This window comes from Sulfitobacter sp. BSw21498 (assembly GCF_006064855.1).
Classification (GTDB): Bacteria; Pseudomonadota; Alphaproteobacteria; order Rhodobacterales; family Rhodobacteraceae; genus Sulfitobacter.
The window spans coordinates 2,709,115-2,724,239 of the sequence record NZ_CP040753.1 but is presented as its reverse complement, the minus strand read 5'-3'; the positions used below and the strand labels follow the sequence as shown (position 1 = coordinate 2,724,239).

Sequence of the window (15,125 nt, the reverse complement as noted above, 5' to 3'; positions counted from 1 at the left end):
AAGGACGCAAAAGTCATGACCCAAGCCCGCGATATGGTAGCAGAAATCGAGACGCTTGGCGAAAAGCTGGCCGAGGCCAAGGCGTCGATCAACCGGCGCTTTATCGGACAGGAGCGGGTCGTTGATCTGACACTGACGGCGCTGCTGTGTGGCGGGCACGGGTTGCTGATCGGTCTGCCGGGTCTGGGCAAGACGCGGCTGGTCGAAACGTTGAGCACAGTTATGGGGCTGGATGGCAATCGGGTCCAGTTCACGCCCGATCTAATGCCTGCGGATATTCTGGGGTCAGAGGTGCTGGACACCGCCGCCGATGGCACCCGCGCATTCCGTTTTGTCGAAGGGCCGATTTTTTGCCAGCTGCTGATGGCGGACGAGATCAACCGCGCCTCGCCGCGCACTCAATCCGCGTTGTTGCAGGCGATGCAGGAAAAGACAGTGACCGTTGCTGGACAGGACCGCGCCTTGGGGCATCCGTTTCACGTGCTTGCCACCCAGAACCCGATTGAACAAGAGGGCACCTACCCGTTGCCAGAGGCCCAGCTTGACCGTTTCCTCGTGCAGATCGACGTGGCCTATCCCGACCGCGATACAGAACGCGATATCCTGATGGCGACCACGGGCGATACCGATGCGCAGGCCACGGCTGTGTTTACCACGGAAAAGTTGTTGGCCGCGCAAACGCTGCTGCGGCAGATGCCGGTCGGTGAATCCGTGGTCGAACTGATCCTTGATCTGGTCCGCGCCTTCCGCCCTGACGGTCCCGACGCCAGCCAGAACGTGCGCGATACCGTGGCTTGGGGCCCCGGCCCCCGTGCTGCGCAGGCGTTGATGCTGACCGTGCGCGCGCGCGCCTTGCTACAAGGGCGGTTGGCCCCCTCGGCCGAAGATGTGATTGATATGGCCCGCCCCGTTTTGATGCACCGAATGGCACTGAACTTTGCCGCGCGCGCACGGGGTGACAGCCTGAACACGTTGATCGACGCAACCACGGCCAGCCTGATCGGGAAAAAGGCCGCGGCGTGAACAGCCCCGACACCCTTCGCATCCGATCCGAGGAGCAAGCGGCCCGTTTGCCCGCGCTGCTGGCCCGTGCAGAGCATCTGGCCGGCGCGGTCCTGCTGGGCGCGCATGGACGTCGTCGCGCAGGGGTGGGGGATGATTTCTGGCAATACCGGCCGGCACAGGTTGGCGACAGCCGGCGCAGTATTGACCACCGGCGTTCGGCTATGGGGGACCATGAATTTGTGCGCGAACGCGAATGGCAGATCGCGCAGTCCGTCATGCTCTGGGTCGATCAGGGGGCCTCGATGCGCTTTGCCTCGACCGCCGCGCTGGAACAGAAAGCTGACCGCGCACGGCTGCTGGGACTTGCGCTGGCGGTTTTGCTGCAACGGGGCGGTGAACGCGTCGGCCTGACCGGCAGCGCCCTGCCTCCGCGGTCGGGCAGGCCCCAGATTTTACGACTTGCCGAAGCGCTGTGTCAGGACGACGCCGCGGATTATGCGCCGCCCGAGCACCGTGCCATGATCCCCCAAGCGCGGGCTGTATTTATCTCTGACTTCATGGGCGATCTTGCGGGGGTCGCCACGGCCCTGACCAAGGCCGCCGACCGCGGCGTGCGGGGCGTGTTGCTCCATGTGCTTGACCCGTCAGAAGAGGCCTTCCCGTTTACCGGCCGCACCATCTTTGAAAGCGTCGGCGGCACCTTGCGTCATGAAACGTTGAAGGCGAACGACCTGAAACACCGCTATCTTGAACGGCTCGCCGAACGTAAGGCAGAGCTGCAGCAACTTTGCGCCCTGACCGGCTGGCAGTACGGGCTGCACCACACCGACAGCACGGCGCAATCGGCGCTGCTGTGGCTGTATGGTGCGCTGGATACGCGCAGCGGGGGGGCGGCATGACCGTGTTCGGGGGTATCGGTTTTACCGCGCCTTGGATGCTGCTTGCGCTTCTGGCGCTGCCGATCCTGTGGCTGATCTTGCGGGCTGTGCCACCAGCCCCCATCCGCCGCCGTTTTCCCGGCGTGGCGCTTTTACTCGGCCTCAGCGATGCCGAAAGCGTGTCGGACCGCACGCCGTGGTGGCTGCTGTTGTTGCGCATGCTTGCCGTGGCGGCGCTGATCATCGGGCTGGCTGGACCTATCCTGAACCCGCAAGAAGAACAGACCCAAGGCACCGGCCCGCTGCTGATCGTAGTGGACGGGTCCTGGGCCGGCGCGACCCGCTGGCCGCAGCAATCCGAAGCGCTAGAAGCACAGCTGACCCGTGCCGCACGCGCCGGACGCACCGTTGGCTTCCTGACCCTCACCCGCCCCGAGCAACCCGCCTTTCAGTCTGCCGACGCGGGGCGCAGTCGGCTGGCCGGATTCAAGCCAGCACCATGGCAGCCCGCCCCCACCGATATCGACCGCGCGATTGAGATTACCAGCACACTTAGCGGGTTCGATACGATTTGGTTCAGTGACGGGCTCGCCTATGACGGGCGCGATGCGATGCTTGGGGCGTTACAGGATCAGGGCAGCGTAGAGGTGTACCAGACCGGCGCAGATGTGCTGGCGATGGCACCCGCAACCTATGAGGACGGGGCGATCACCCTTACCGTCAAACGCGCCCTGCCCACTGCCGAACGTGCCGTGACGATCAATGCGCAGGGCCGCGATCCGGCGGGGAATATGCGCACCCTCGCCAGTGTGCCCGCCACATTCGAAGCGGGATCGACGCAGGCCACCGCCGCCCTGTCGCTCCCCGCTGAACTGCGCGCCCGGATCACCCGGTTTGACATTGCAGGCCAACGCTCTGCCGGGGCGACAACGCTTGTGGACGATGCGTTGCGGCGGCGCGAGGTCGGGCTGATTGCCGGACGCGAGAACCGCGAGGGGCTAGAGCTGCTGTCGCCGCTACATTATATCGAACAAGCCTTGGCCCCCGCCGCCGATCTGATTGACGGCGCGCTTGGCGATGTGCTGCCCGCCAACCCCGATGTGATCGTGCTGGCCGATATCGCGACCCTGTCCGAGGCAGAACAGGCACCGCTGCTCGACTGGATCGAAGCGGGCGGGATGTTGGTCCGTTTTGCCGGGCCACGCATTGCCGCCAGCGATATCAGCCGCGACACCGAAGACCCGCTGATGCCCGTGCGCCTGCGGTCTGGCGGCCGCAGCGTTGGCGGCGCGATGAGCTGGGGAGCCCCTAAAACACTCGATGCTTTCCGCGAAACCTCTCCGTTTTTCGGGCTGGAAATACCGGAGGATGTGACTGTATCCGCCCAAGTCGTCGCACAGCCCGATCCCACCCTGTCGGACCGCGTGATCGCGGCGCTCAGCGATGGCACGCCGCTCGTCACGCGCAAGCAACTGGGTCAGGGGCAGATCATCTTGTTTCACGTAACCGCCACAGCCGAATGGTCAACGCTGCCGCTTTCGGGATTATTTGTGCAGATGATGGAGCGTTTAGCAATTTCTTCATCCTCTGCAGGTATCGAAACCTCCGACCTGAAGGGCACGACATGGACACCCCTGCGGGTGATGGACGGGTTCGGCACGTTGTCCGACGCGGGCACGCTGCCGGGTGTGGATGGCGCTGATCTGGCGGATGCCCCTGCAGGGCCGAATTTGCAGCCGGGGGTCTATGCCTCTGGCGACAGGCGTATTGCGCGCAACGTGGTGGTGGCCGATACCACGCTCGGGCCTGCAACGTGGCCTGCGGACGTGCCAGTGCGCGGGCTTGATGTCGCAGATGAGCAGCCGCTTTCCGGATGGCTGTTGTCGCTGTCGATTCTGCTGTTGATGGCCGATGTTGTCGCGTCGCTGTCCCTGTCTGGGCGGCTTCTGAAACACAGCAATGCCGCAGGGCTGATCCTTGCCGCGCTGATTTATGCGCCGACGCAGGCTGATGCGCAGGCAGACGACAGCTTTGCCCTCAACGCCACGGCAGAGATGACGCTGGCCTATGTGGTCACCGGCAATGCGTCGGTCGACGAGATGTCGGATGCCGGATTGCGTGGGCTGTCGGATACGCTCTATTTCCGCACGTCGGTTGAACCCGCCAACCCCATCGGCGTCAATCTGGAGCGGGACGAGCTTGCGTTCTTCCCCATGCTTTATTGGCCCATCACGCCAGAGCAGCCCCGCCCTTCGGATGCTGCCTATACCAAGCTGAACAACTATCTGCGGTCCGGCGGGATGATCCTGTTTGACACGCGTGATGCGAATATCGCGGGGTTCGGTGCCGCAAGCCCCAATGGCCGCAAGCTGCAAGACCTCGCCGCCCCGCTGGACATCCCGCCGCTAGAACCCCTGCCTGCGGATCACGTTCTGACCCGCACTTTCTATTTGCTGCAGGATTTTCCTGGTCGGCACAGCGGGCGCGATCTGTGGGTAGAGGCATCGGCCCCCGATGCAGAGCAGGTAGAAGGAATGCCATTTCGCAATCTCAACGATGGCGTCAGCCCGGTTGTGATTGGCGGCAACGATTGGGCCGCGGCTTGGGCCGTGTCGCCGAACGGTGCCCCGATGGTACCCATCGGGCGCGGCTTTGCGGGGGAACGTCAACGCGAATTGGCATATCGTTTTGGCGTCAATCTGGTCATGCATGTGCTGACCGGTAACTATAAATCCGATCAGGTCCATGTGCCTGCGCTGCTGGACAGGTTGGGCCAATGACGTCGAGCGTTATATTCGATCCGCTAATCCCCTTGCCATTATTGGCGGTGGTTGCAGCGCTGGCGCTGGCCGCCGTGGTCTTGGCAGTGCTGCGCGGGTTGCAGGGTTGGGCGCTACGGGGGGCGGCGATGGCCGTTATTCTTGCGGCCCTCGCCGGCCCCTCCGTCCAACAAGAAGATCGTGCGCCGCTCACGGATATTGTCGTGATGCTGGAAGACGCAAGCGCCAGTCAAAAACTCGCGGATCGCCCCGCACAAACCAGCACTGCCGCGGATACGCTGGCCGCCCAGATCGCGACCCGCGACAACACCGAACTGCGCCGCGTGACCGTGCCGGACGGCGAAGGGGACAGCGGTACGCAGCTGATGACTGCGCTATCAGAGGTGCTGGCTGAAGAACCGCGCGCCCGTATCGCTGGGATTCTGGCACTGAGCGACGGTCGTATCCATGACGCTGATCTACCTGTGGATCTGCCCGCGCCGATGCACCTGCTGATGACCGGAAAGCAAAGCGATTGGGATCGCCGCCTGTCCGTACGCAACGCCCCGGCCTTTGCCATCATCGGCGAACCGGTAATCTTGACCCTGCGCATCGACGACCTTGGTGCCGCCCCGCAAAAAGACGCGCTGGCCCCGCTTGAAATCTCGGTCGACGGGGAGCCGCCGCAAACCTTCCGCGTGCCGGTGGGCCAAGACCTCGAATTGCCCGTGACCCTGCCCCACAGCGGCCGCAACGTCATCCGGTTTTCGCTGCCCGAAGCCAAAGGAGAGCTGACCGACCGTAACAACGCTGCGCTGATCCAGATCAACGGCGTGCGGGATCGGCTGCGCGTTCTGCTGGTCAGCGGCGAACCGCACCAGGGCGGGCGCACATGGCGCAACCTGCTGAAATCCGACAGTTCTGTCGATCTGGTGCACTTCACGATCCTGCGTCCGCCCGAAAAACAGGATGGCGTGCCGGTGGACGAACTGTCCCTGATCGCCTTTCCCACTCGCGAATTGTTCATGGAAAAGATCGAAGATTTCGATCTGATTATCTTTGACCGCTATAAACGACGCGGCATCCTACCGTCGCTGTACCTGGAAAACGTCGCGAATTATGTGCGCGGCGGCGGGGCCGTACTGGTCGCAGCCGGCGCGGATTTCGCCAGTGCCGACAGCATCTATCGGTCCCCATTGGGAGACGTGCTGCCCGCCACGCCTACCGCGCGGGTGATCGAACAGCCGTACCGCCCTTTGGTCTCTGAACTGGGCCACCGCCATCCGGTCACCAGCGGCTTGCCCGAACAGGACACATGGGGCCGCTGGCTGCGGCAGATCGACGTGACGGACCCCTTGGGAGATGTCGTGATGACGGGCGAAGGCGACCGACCGCTGTTGATCCTGAACCGGGTCGAAGAAGGGCGCGTTGCGTTGATGGCATCGGATCATGCGTGGCTTTGGAACCGCGGCTATGAAGGCGGGGGGCCGCAGCTTGAACTGCTGCGGCGTCTGGCCCACTGGATGATGAAAGAACCAGAGCTGGAAGAAGAGGCGCTGACCGCAAACGCCGATGGCCAGACCATGCGCATCACCCGCCGTACCCTTGGCGATGAAATTCCATCTGTCACCATCACCAATCCCGATGGCAGCACCGCGCAGCTTGCCCTGACACCCACATCACCCGGCGTTTTCGAAGGCGTTTACGATGGGCCCGAGATTGGGCTCTACCGGCTTGAAAATGGCGACCAAAGTGCCGTGATCGGCTTGGGCCCTGCCGCCCCGAAAGAGTTTGACGAAACGATCGCGAGCGATGAAACCCTGACCCCCGTACTGGCCCCCGCACGCGGCGGCGTCGCGCGGATCGAAGAGGGTCTGCCCCGTATCCGCGACGTACGTGTCGGTCGCCCCGCTGCAGGTCGCGGATGGATTGGGCTGACACCTCGGAATGCCTATGAAACGCGGGACGTGCGCCAGATGCCGATCCTTCCGGCGTGGCTTGTTCTGTTGCTTGGCAGTGCCCTGATCCTTGCGGCATGGCTGCGCGAAGGACAACGTTAACCACGAAATCGCGTTTACTGGGCGAAAAACGGTGAACCGGTTAAGCAGTTATTCATCTGCAATGCTCCATTCTCCTGTGCAGACAAGGAGGATTCGGAGTGTTGGATGGAAACGTCAGATAGGCTTGTGCAAGAACGCCGCCGCCGCGAACAGGCGGAAGCAAGGCTTGAAAGAAAGCAGGCGGAGCTTTGTGCCGCCCAACGAAAACTTGATCAGCACGCCCAACGCGTAAGTGAAGAAATCTCCGAGACGCGGGCGGAGGTCGAAAGTATCCGTTTTAAAAACCAACGGGTAATGTCCGATCTTTGCGCTGCGCGGGAGCAGGTTGAACTGACGGAACGGCGCCTGTGGCATTCGATTGAAACCATCCACGACGGCTTTGCCTTTTTTAACAGACACAGCGAGATGATCATGGCGAACCGATCCTATCTCGCGGTGTTTGACGGTATCGATATTATCCGACCCGGCGTCAGCTATTTGACCATCCTGCGCATCCTCACCGAAGAGGGTATCATTAACATCGGTCGACACACGCCTGAGGAATGGCGTGCCAAGATGATCCTGCGGTCACAGCAAAAGGCCCCGGAACCGATCATCGTAAGGCTCTGGAACGGCACTTACATCAAAATCGTCGATCAACGCGGCAAAGGCGGCGACACCGTTTCACTGGCCCGCGATATCACCGACAGCGTCGCGCATCAGCGGCAACTGGTCGACGCCCGTGCCACTGCCGAAGCTGCCAACAGTGCGAAATCCTTGTTTCTAGCCAAGATGAGCCATGAAATCCGCACCCCGATGAACGGGATCGTCGGAATGACAGAAGTGCTTGGCGATACCGTGCTGACGCAGGACCAGCGGTTGTATGTCGATACGATTAAAACCTCTGGTGAAGCACTATTGGTTATTATCAACGACGTGTTGGACTTTTCCCGGATCGAAGCAAACCGGCTCAGCATCCATCCCGCCCCCTTTGATCTAGAACGAATTTTCCAAGAGGTATTGCTGCTGTTGCAACCGCTCGCGGTTCAAAAGGGGCTTGATATCGCTTTGGATTTTGACCTCTTTCTGCCACGCAAATTGATCGGGGATGCCGGGCGCATTCGACAGGTGCTGACCAATCTTGTAGGAAATGCGGTGAAGTTTACGCGAAACGGGCACATTCTCATTCGGGCCACGGGCCTGCCAGACAGTGAACCCGACAACGTGCTGATAAAAGTCTCTATCGAGGATACAGGCATCGGCATCCCCCCTGATATCATCGATCATATTATGGGGGAATTCACCCAAGCCAACAGCGAGCCAAGCCCGACTGCAGAAGGGGCCGGCCTGGGGCTGGCGATCTGTCAACGGTTGGTGCAGTTGATGAACGGCGAGATATGGGTCACGTCCGAGCCAGAGGTTGGGTCCTGCTTCGGGTTCGAACTTCCCCTGAAAGTGCAAGTCGACGCGCCGACGCCGACCCTGATGCCGCCTGCGTTTCTGCGACACGTTCTGATCGTCGAAACAGAAACGATCTGCCGGTCCATCCTCCAGCGCAACCTGGAACATATCGGGGTACGGGTCACCACATGCGCCACCGGCGCTTGCGGATTGGTAACCTTGGATGACAGCGTGGATCTGGTTCTTGTTGATCAGGTCTTGCCCGATATGGACGGATTTGAATTTGCGCGCGCGGTTCAGGCGCGTCTGTCCGCAACAGACGTGATTTTGTACAGCGAGGCCCCGGATTCAATCCGGGAAAATGTGGGCGACGTGCGTTTGCGCCGGATCATGAAAAATCCGATCAACATCACCGATCTGCTGGCAGAGATGACAAAATCGCCCCCCTTGGCCAACGGCACCCGCCCGATGCGTGTTCTGGCCGCGGAAGATAATAAAACCAACCGCCTCGTCCTGCGCAAGATGCTGCAACGGCTGAACATTGACTTGCAGCTCGCCGTCGATGGAGAGGATGCAGTTACCCTGTTTCAATCCTTCCGGCCTGATCTGGTCTTCATGGATATATCCATGCCGAAAATGAACGGAAAAGAGGCCGCCGCAGCCATTCGCGCCTTGGAGAATGGGGCTCGCGACAGCTGTCCTATTGTCGCTCTGACTGCTCATGTCATTCAGGACGAGAAGGATAATATCCTAGCCGCCGGTCTGGATCATTTCCTTACCAAACCGTTGCGCAAGGCGGAAATCGTGGCGCTTTTGGAACGGTACTGCCCCACCTCGGCCTTCCCGCTTGAGGGTCAGCTGGTGGGATAGGGACGCACAAATACGGGTTTTTCCGGCGTAGACAGATCTGGCTTCCAAGCATACCCGCCGATATCAAAATCCTTGATCGCATCCGAGTCGGTAAGCCGGTTCTGCACAATGAACCGCGCCATCGCGCCGCGCGCTTTCTTGGCGTAGAAGCTGACAATTTTCGGGCCTTTGCCGTCAGATTTGTCTTCCATGAACTGTGGCGTCACGACAGCGGGGACCAGCGCCTTCAGGTCGACCGCGCCAAAGTATTCCTGACTGGCGCAGTTCACCAGAAACCTGCTGTTGGTCTGCTCTGCCTGCTGGTTCAACGCATCGGACAAACGCGCGCCCCAGTATTCGTACAGCGATTTACCCTGCGGCGTCTTCAACCGGCTGCCCATTTCAAGCCGGTAGGCCTGAATTGCATCCAAGGGGCGCAGTACGCCATAAAGCCCCGACAGTATTCGCAGATGATCCTGCGCATAGCTCACTTCATCGGGGTCCAAACTTGTCGCCTCGAGCCCTTGGTAGGTGTCGCCGGCAAAGGCAAATGCAGCGGGACGCACAGTATCAAGGGTGGGGTTTTCCTCGAACGAGGCAAAACGATCGCGGTTCAGCTGGGCCAGTTTTTCGCTCAGGTGCATCAATGATTGCAAATCACCAACGCTCAGCGCGCGGGCCACCTTGACCAAAGCCACGGCATCATCGTGCAAATCGGGCGCCGTCATCTCGACGGTGCGGGGGGTCCAGTCCATTTTCTTGGCAGGCGAAATGACGGTCAGCATAGGTCTTCCTTATTTGGTCGCGGCAAGAGCTAGCCCGCTTGCTGCAGGACGTCCAGAAATGCGGGGCCAAACCTTTCGGTTCGTTTCTCGCCCAGGATACGCTCTATTGCATCGAGGTTCGGCGCATGAAGTTGCGCCACTTTCGCCAGTAACGACGTCGAGCAGCTCAGGGGTTTTTCGCCGCCGTCCGCGCCCCGTGACAGCGTGGTTTGGACTTCTTGCAGCTGATCAAAGACGGACCCCGCGGCCCGCCCTGCCAGCTTGCGGCGTGTCGGGTGCATTTCGGCCGCAGCGCCGTTGATCACCTCTAGAAACGCATCGCCGAAGTTCTCGAGCTTTTTCGCCCCAACACCGCCGATACGCGCCATCGCGTCCAATGTCGCTGGCCGTTTCTCGGCCATCTCGATCAGCGTGCGGTCATTGAAAATGATGTATGCGGGCACTTTCGCGGCCTCTGCGAGCCCCCGACGTTTGGCCTTGAGCGCCGACAGCAGCGGCGCATCTTCGTCGCTGACCATTGCTTTTACCGCGGGGCGGCGCTGCGCTGCGGCGGCACGAATACTGTCGCGGCGCAGAGAGATAGACGCCTCGCCGCGTAGAATGGGCAGCGCGGCATCGGTCATCCGCAACGCACCGTGGCGCGCAGCGTCAGGGCGCACGAGATCGTGGCCCATCATCTGCCTGAACACGGCCTGCCATTCGCGTTTGTCATATTCCTTTCCCACCCCATACGTCGGCAGGTCGCTATGCCCGCGCTCGCGGATCTTGTCAGTTTCATTGCCAAGCAGGATGTCGATCAAATGACCCGCGCCGAACCATTCCTCGGTGCGCAGCATCGCCGACAGCGCCTTGCGTACCGCCGTGGTGCCGTCGAACACCTCCACAGGCGAGTCGCAGAGGTCACAATTTTCGCAACTCACGTCGCTTTCGTCAAAATATTTAAGCAGGTTCAGGCGGCGACATTCCAGCGCCTCGGCAAGCCCCAGTAGGGCGTTCAATCGGGCATGATCCGCCGCGCGTCGTTCGGGCGGGGCCAGCCCTTCGTCAATTTGGCTGCGCCGCAAACGGATGTCATCGGGACCAAACAGCGTAAGCGTTTCAGCCGGGGCACCGTCGCGGCCCGCGCGTCCGATTTCCTGATAGTAAGCTTCAATGGATTTGGGCAGATCGGCATGGGCGACCCACCGAATGTCCGGTTTGTCGATCCCCATGCCAAAGGCCACGGTCGCCACGACGATCAGCCCGTCTTCTTGTTGGAAGCGGCGTTCTGCCGTGCGGCGGTCGTCTGCTTCCATCCCGCCGTGATAATGCAGAGCCAGATGCCCGTCATCGCGCAGCGCTTTGGCAAGCCCTTCGGTTTTCGCACGGGTGCCGCAATAGACGATGCCAGACTGCCCCTTACGCGCGCTGGCAAAGTTCAAAATCTGCGCGCGCGGTCCGTTTTTGGCAGCAAAAGCCAGATGGATATTGGGACGGTCGAACCCGCGCAGGAAGGCGCGTGGCGGGGCTCCGTCAAAAAGCTTCTGGATGATCTCGGCTTGAGTTTCGGCATCTGCCGTCGCGGTAAAGGCGGCCAGAGGCACATCCAGCGTGCGTCGCAATTCACCAATGCGCAAATAGTCAGGGCGAAAATCATGGCCCCACTGGCTGACGCAATGCGCCTCATCCACAGCGATCAATGACACGCCGACACGCTTTAACATGCCGGTGACTGACCCCGCGGCGAGCCGTTCGGGTGCCATATACAATAGCTTGAGCGTGCCCGCTTCGAGCCCTTCCCACACGGCATCGGTTTCTTCGGGCGTGTTACCCGAGGTCAGCGCCCCGGCCCCCACGCCAAGCTCTTGCAAGGCGCGGACCTGATCACGCATCAACGCAATAAGCGGAGATATAACGACCGTCACCCCATCCCGCAGCAACGCAGGCATCTGGAAACACAGGGACTTACCGCCCCCGGTGGGCATGATCGCCAGCGTGTTTTCACCGGCGGTAACGGCCTCTACGATCTCTTGTTGACCAGGACGGAACCCGTCGAACCCAAAGACATCACGAAGTAGCGTGGCAGCGCCTGACATGAAAAACCCAACTGTATCTAACCTGCAGCATGCAGAATCTCATAGTCGCGGGCGGGGGACAATCCCTGCCCGTGCGTCCGGCAGGGCCAAGGCCCCAGAAGATGCCCGATTAGTAGAACATTGCAGCGTTGTTGATAAGCAGGATACGCAGAACAGCGACCGCGATCAGGACGACCAACGGCGCGAGGTCAAGCCCGCCCATCTGCGGCAGAATGCTGCGGACGCGGCTATAGACAGGCTCCAGCAAGCGATTGAGCCCGTCCCAAACTTGCGCCACCAAAGGTTGACGAAGGTTTAAGACTTGAAAATTAATCAGCCAGCTCATGATGACATGCGCGATGATGATGAACCAAACGATGTTCAGCACGAGCATCAGGATCTGAAAAAGGGATGTCATAGGGGGGCCTTTCGTTGCACAGCGCGAAGGTATGTGCGCCCGCGCCAAAGAACAAGAGCAGCGCGGCTTTAGCCCCGCCGCCCTTGTCGAATTCGCATTATTTTACGCTTGCATCGCGTTGATGACGACAGAGAAATCAAGACTGTCGACTTTAAGCATCGACCAATCGGCGAAATGCCGGGTCTCGATCTGTTTTTCATCGAGGATTTTAAAGCCGCTGTGCCGCGCGTCATTGCGAATATTTTCGATCAACCGGTGTACGTCAGCTTCTTCACCTTCCAGCACCTGACAGAAGTTGCGCCCGTTATATGCCAAGGCCCCCGTGACGCTGTGCTTTTCGTTTTCACACACTGCGATGGTAAATATTTCTGCGACATCGGCTTTGGAAACGGATGGAACTGCGGTGCTGAAATAGAGAAGCCGGATCATCGCCATATAGGGTCTCCTAAAAATATCTTAACGGGGCATTGTTCTTGATCTTCTTTAGACAAAAGGTTTTTAAAAAGCGACCCTGTTCGAATGTCATAGGACATATCAAAACGCCCTTCCCGCTACGCGGGAGAGCCATTCGCAGACTTGCGTCGCGCCCTGTTGCTGCACTACCGTCGCTTGAAACAGGAGAGAGCAGTCATGGCAGCCACATCAGCGCGAAAGAAGATCTGGGGCTGGTACTTCTTTGACTGGGCCAGCCAGCCCTACAACACGCTCCTTTTGACGTTCATTTTCGGCCCCTATTTCGCCCAAACGGCGACGGCAAATCTGGTCGAGGGTGGTATGGCGCTCGAGGCCGCCAAGGCGCAGGCGCAAGCCTATTGGGGGTATGGCCTGACGGCTGCGGGCATCCTTATTGCGATCTTGGCACCGACGCTCGGGGCGGTTGCGGATTCAACGGGCAAGCGGATGCCGTGGATATGGCTATTTTCTGCACTGTATGTCGTGGGATCGGGCGGGCTTTGGTGGACGGCACCGCAGGATTTCTCGGTTGTTTGGGCGTTGTTCTTTTTCGGCATCGGCCTGATCGGGATGGAGTTCGCGACGATTTTTACCAACTCTTACCTGCCCGAACTGCACCCCGATCCCGGCGAACGCGGGCGGCTGTCGGGGTCGGGCTGGGCGTTTGGCTATGTCGGCGGTGTTCTGGCGCTGATCGTGATGATCGCGCTTTTTCAGGCAGGCAGCACGGGGCGCACGATGGCAGGGCTAAACCCGCTGTTCGGGCTTGATCCGGCGACCAAGGCTGACACCCGCATTGTCGGCCCGTTAACGGCGATCTGGTACGCCGTTTTCATGATCCCTTTCTTTTTGTATGTGCGCGATACGCCTGTAAAAGGTGCCGCGCGGTACCGGGTGGGCAAAGGGTTGGCGGATCTTCGGGTCACGCTCAAGAACCTGCCGCGCCATCCTTCGCTTCTGGCCTATCTGGGGTCATCGATGTTTTATCGCGATGCCCTTAACGGAATGTACACGTTCGGTGGGATATATGCGCTTGGTGTCTTGAACTGGAGCATTATTGATATCGGGGTCTTTGGGATACTCGCGGCGATTTCCGGCGCGGTGTTCTCTTGGGTCGGGGGGCGTGTGGATCGCGCGATTGGGCCGATGCCCGTTATCGTGACCTGCTGTCTGATCCTGATCGCCACGGCTGTGCTGATTATCTCGCTGACCCCTGGCTCAATTATGGGCGTCGCGCTGGCCGAAGGGTCTGCTGTGCCCGACATCGCCTTTTACATCGCCGGTGCGCTGATCGGTGCAGCGGGGGGGGCGTTGCAGGCCTCGTCGCGCAATATGTTGACCCGTCAGGGCAACCCTGATCGCATGACCGAGGCATTTGGCCTTTACGCATTGTCGGGCAAAGCTACATCGTTTTTGGCACCGGCTTTGATCGCTGTCGCCAGCGACCTGTCGGGCAACCAGCGGATCGGGATCGCCCCCGTTGTGGGGCTGTTCATCATCGGTCTGGTTCTGTTAATCTGGGTAAAACCCAACGGAGATTTCGCCAAATGATCCTGTCCCGATTCCTCACTTGTACCGTGCTGGCCCTTGCCCTGGCGGCTTGCGGCGGGTCTTCGTCCAAGCCGAATGCAGAGGCATCCAAAATCCTGCCAACCATCGGATCGTCGGGTGGTGCGCGCAGCAACATTCAAGCAAAGAAGCTTTTCGGCGCGAAATCCGATGGCTCTCGGCAGTCTTCCGCCGCCTATGGCAGCTATGCCAAGGGCTGCGTCGCAGGGGGGCAGCAGCTGGCCGACACGGGGCCAACCTGGCAAGCGATGCGCCTGTCGCGCAACCGCAACTGGGGCCACCCAGAGATGATCGATTACATCAAACAGCTTAGCGCAAAGGCAGCGCAGCAACCCGGTTGGAAAGGAATCTATGTCGGTGATATCAGCCAGCCGCGTGGCGGGCCGATGCTGACCGGGCACGCCAGTCACCAGATGGGTTTGGACGCGGATATATGGATGCTCCCGCCTAAATCTCTGTCGCTTAGCCGGTCGCAGCGTGAAAACATTTCGTCCATCTCGATGCGCCGCGCTAGCGGTGCCTATGTGAACAGCAGCTGGACGCCGCAGCACCATCAGGTGCTCAAGGCCGCTGCATCCGACCCGCGTGTTGCGCGTATTTTCGTGTTCCCCGGTGCCAAGGTGCAGATGTGCGCCGATGAAAAGGGGGACCGGAGCTGGCTGCGCAAAATTCGCCCTTGGTACGGGCACCACTATCATTTCCACGTCCGGCTGAGCTGCCCGAAAGGCGCAACCGGTTGCGTTAACCAGGATCCGCCCCCCGCAGGCGACGGCTGCGCGGATGCACGTCAATGGCAGGCGAATATCCTGAACCCGCCCCCACCGAACCCTAATGCCCCCAAGCGCAAGCCAAAACGTGAACTGTTGCTCGCTGATCTGCCTGCGCAGTGCCAATCTGTGCTGGATTCGAACTAAA

At 60.5% G+C, this 15,125-nt stretch carries 12 protein-coding genes; 7 read left to right on the top strand and 5 right to left on the bottom strand.

All coding sequences use genetic code 11. The features are described from left to right. Positions 1-15 precede the first annotated feature (15 nt). Genes E5180_RS13170 through E5180_RS13155 form a run of 4 tightly spaced genes read left to right on the top strand, consistent with a single transcriptional unit; the run spans position 16 to position 6,702 of the window. Positions 16-1,023 (top strand): AAA family ATPase, encoded by a 1,008-nt coding sequence (locus E5180_RS13170; protein ID WP_138924781.1) that lies wholly within the window; start codon positions 16-18, stop codon positions 1,021-1,023. Further along, positions 1,020-1,904 carry a DUF58 domain-containing protein gene (locus E5180_RS13165; RefSeq protein ID WP_138924780.1) on the top strand — a complete coding sequence of 295 codons (885 nt, stop codon included), beginning with the start codon at positions 1,020-1,022 and terminating at the stop codon, positions 1,902-1,904. The genes E5180_RS13170 and E5180_RS13165 overlap by 4 nt, the downstream gene beginning before the upstream one ends. Beyond that, complete coding sequence (locus E5180_RS13160; protein WP_138924779.1) at positions 1,901-4,663, top strand: DUF4159 domain-containing protein; 2,763 nt, start codon at positions 1,901-1,903, stop codon at positions 4,661-4,663. Before E5180_RS13165 ends, E5180_RS13160 begins: the two co-directional genes overlap by 4 nt. Further along, entirely contained in the window at positions 4,660-6,702 is a 2,043-nt protein-coding gene (locus tag E5180_RS13155; RefSeq protein ID WP_138924778.1) for a hypothetical protein, read from the top strand. Before E5180_RS13160 ends, E5180_RS13155 begins: the two co-directional genes overlap by 4 nt. A gap of 114 nt (positions 6,703-6,816) precedes the next feature. Here E5180_RS13155 and E5180_RS15965 read toward each other — a convergent pair whose 3' ends face one another. Next, positions 6,817-7,101, bottom strand: a complete 285-nt coding sequence (locus E5180_RS15965; protein ID WP_254700482.1) for a hypothetical protein — start codon at positions 7,099-7,101, stop codon at positions 6,817-6,819. A gap of 12 nt (positions 7,102-7,113) precedes the next feature. Between E5180_RS15965 and E5180_RS13150 the strand changes: the two genes are divergently transcribed. After that, entirely contained in the window at positions 7,114-8,952 is a 1,839-nt protein-coding gene (locus tag E5180_RS13150; protein WP_254700481.1) for a response regulator, read from the top strand. Here the strand turns inward: E5180_RS13150 and yaaA are convergent. From yaaA to E5180_RS13130, 4 genes are all read right to left on the bottom strand, one after another. Next, positions 8,937-9,716 carry a peroxide stress protein YaaA gene (gene yaaA / locus E5180_RS13145; RefSeq protein WP_138924776.1) on the bottom strand — a complete coding sequence of 260 codons (780 nt, stop codon included), beginning with the start codon at positions 9,714-9,716 and terminating at the stop codon, positions 8,937-8,939. The two genes, E5180_RS13150 and yaaA, sit on opposite strands and share 16 nt — an antisense overlap. Positions 9,717-9,745: 29 nt before the next feature. Beyond that, positions 9,746-11,791 carry a DNA helicase RecQ gene (recQ, locus tag E5180_RS13140; protein ID WP_138924775.1) on the bottom strand — a complete coding sequence of 682 codons (2,046 nt, stop codon included), beginning with the start codon at positions 11,789-11,791 and terminating at the stop codon, positions 9,746-9,748. Positions 11,792-11,900: 109 nt separating this feature from the next. Continuing rightward, positions 11,901-12,188, bottom strand: a complete 288-nt coding sequence (locus E5180_RS13135; RefSeq protein ID WP_138924774.1) for a YggT family protein — start codon at positions 12,186-12,188, stop codon at positions 11,901-11,903. 102 nt (positions 12,189-12,290) lie between these two features. Next, the gene (locus tag E5180_RS13130; protein ID WP_138924773.1) at positions 12,291-12,623 is read right to left on the bottom strand and encodes a BLUF domain-containing protein; all 333 of its coding nucleotides are present in this window, start codon (positions 12,621-12,623) and stop codon (positions 12,291-12,293) included. 195 nt (positions 12,624-12,818) lie between these two features. Here E5180_RS13130 and E5180_RS13125 point away from each other — a divergent pair, with 195 nt between their 5' ends. After that, on the top strand, positions 12,819-14,192 hold the full coding sequence (locus E5180_RS13125; RefSeq protein WP_138924772.1) for an MFS transporter: 1,374 nt from the start codon (positions 12,819-12,821) through the stop codon (positions 14,190-14,192). Further along, positions 14,189-15,124, top strand: a complete 936-nt coding sequence (gene mepA / locus E5180_RS13120; RefSeq protein ID WP_138924771.1) for a penicillin-insensitive murein endopeptidase — start codon at positions 14,189-14,191, stop codon at positions 15,122-15,124. The genes E5180_RS13125 and mepA overlap by 4 nt, the downstream gene beginning before the upstream one ends. Position 15,125: the final 1 nt, after the last annotated feature.

What these genes read in the sequence shown, in the direction of transcription:
- yaaA (WP_138924776.1), bottom strand. Translation starts at nt 9,716, where the DNA reads ATGCTGACCGTCATTTCGCCTGCCAAGAAAATGGACTGGACCCCCCGC.
- E5180_RS13170 (WP_138924781.1), top strand. Translation starts at nt 16, where the DNA reads ATGACCCAAGCCCGCGATATGGTAGCAGAAATCGAGACGCTTGGCGAA.
- E5180_RS13155 (WP_138924778.1), top strand. Translation starts at nt 4,660, where the DNA reads ATGACGTCGAGCGTTATATTCGATCCGCTAATCCCCTTGCCATTATTG.
- E5180_RS13130 (WP_138924773.1), bottom strand. Translation starts at nt 12,623, where the DNA reads ATGGCGATGATCCGGCTTCTCTATTTCAGCACCGCAGTTCCATCCGTT.
- mepA (WP_138924771.1), top strand. Translation starts at nt 14,189, where the DNA reads ATGATCCTGTCCCGATTCCTCACTTGTACCGTGCTGGCCCTTGCCCTG.
- E5180_RS13160 (WP_138924779.1), top strand. Translation starts at nt 1,901, where the DNA reads ATGACCGTGTTCGGGGGTATCGGTTTTACCGCGCCTTGGATGCTGCTT.
- recQ (WP_138924775.1), bottom strand. Translation starts at nt 11,791, where the DNA reads ATGTCAGGCGCTGCCACGCTACTTCGTGATGTCTTTGGGTTCGACGGG.
- E5180_RS13125 (WP_138924772.1), top strand. Translation starts at nt 12,819, where the DNA reads ATGGCAGCCACATCAGCGCGAAAGAAGATCTGGGGCTGGTACTTCTTT.
- E5180_RS13150 (WP_254700481.1), top strand. Translation starts at nt 7,114, where the DNA reads ATGGCGAACCGATCCTATCTCGCGGTGTTTGACGGTATCGATATTATC.
- E5180_RS13135 (WP_138924774.1), bottom strand. Translation starts at nt 12,188, where the DNA reads ATGACATCCCTTTTTCAGATCCTGATGCTCGTGCTGAACATCGTTTGG.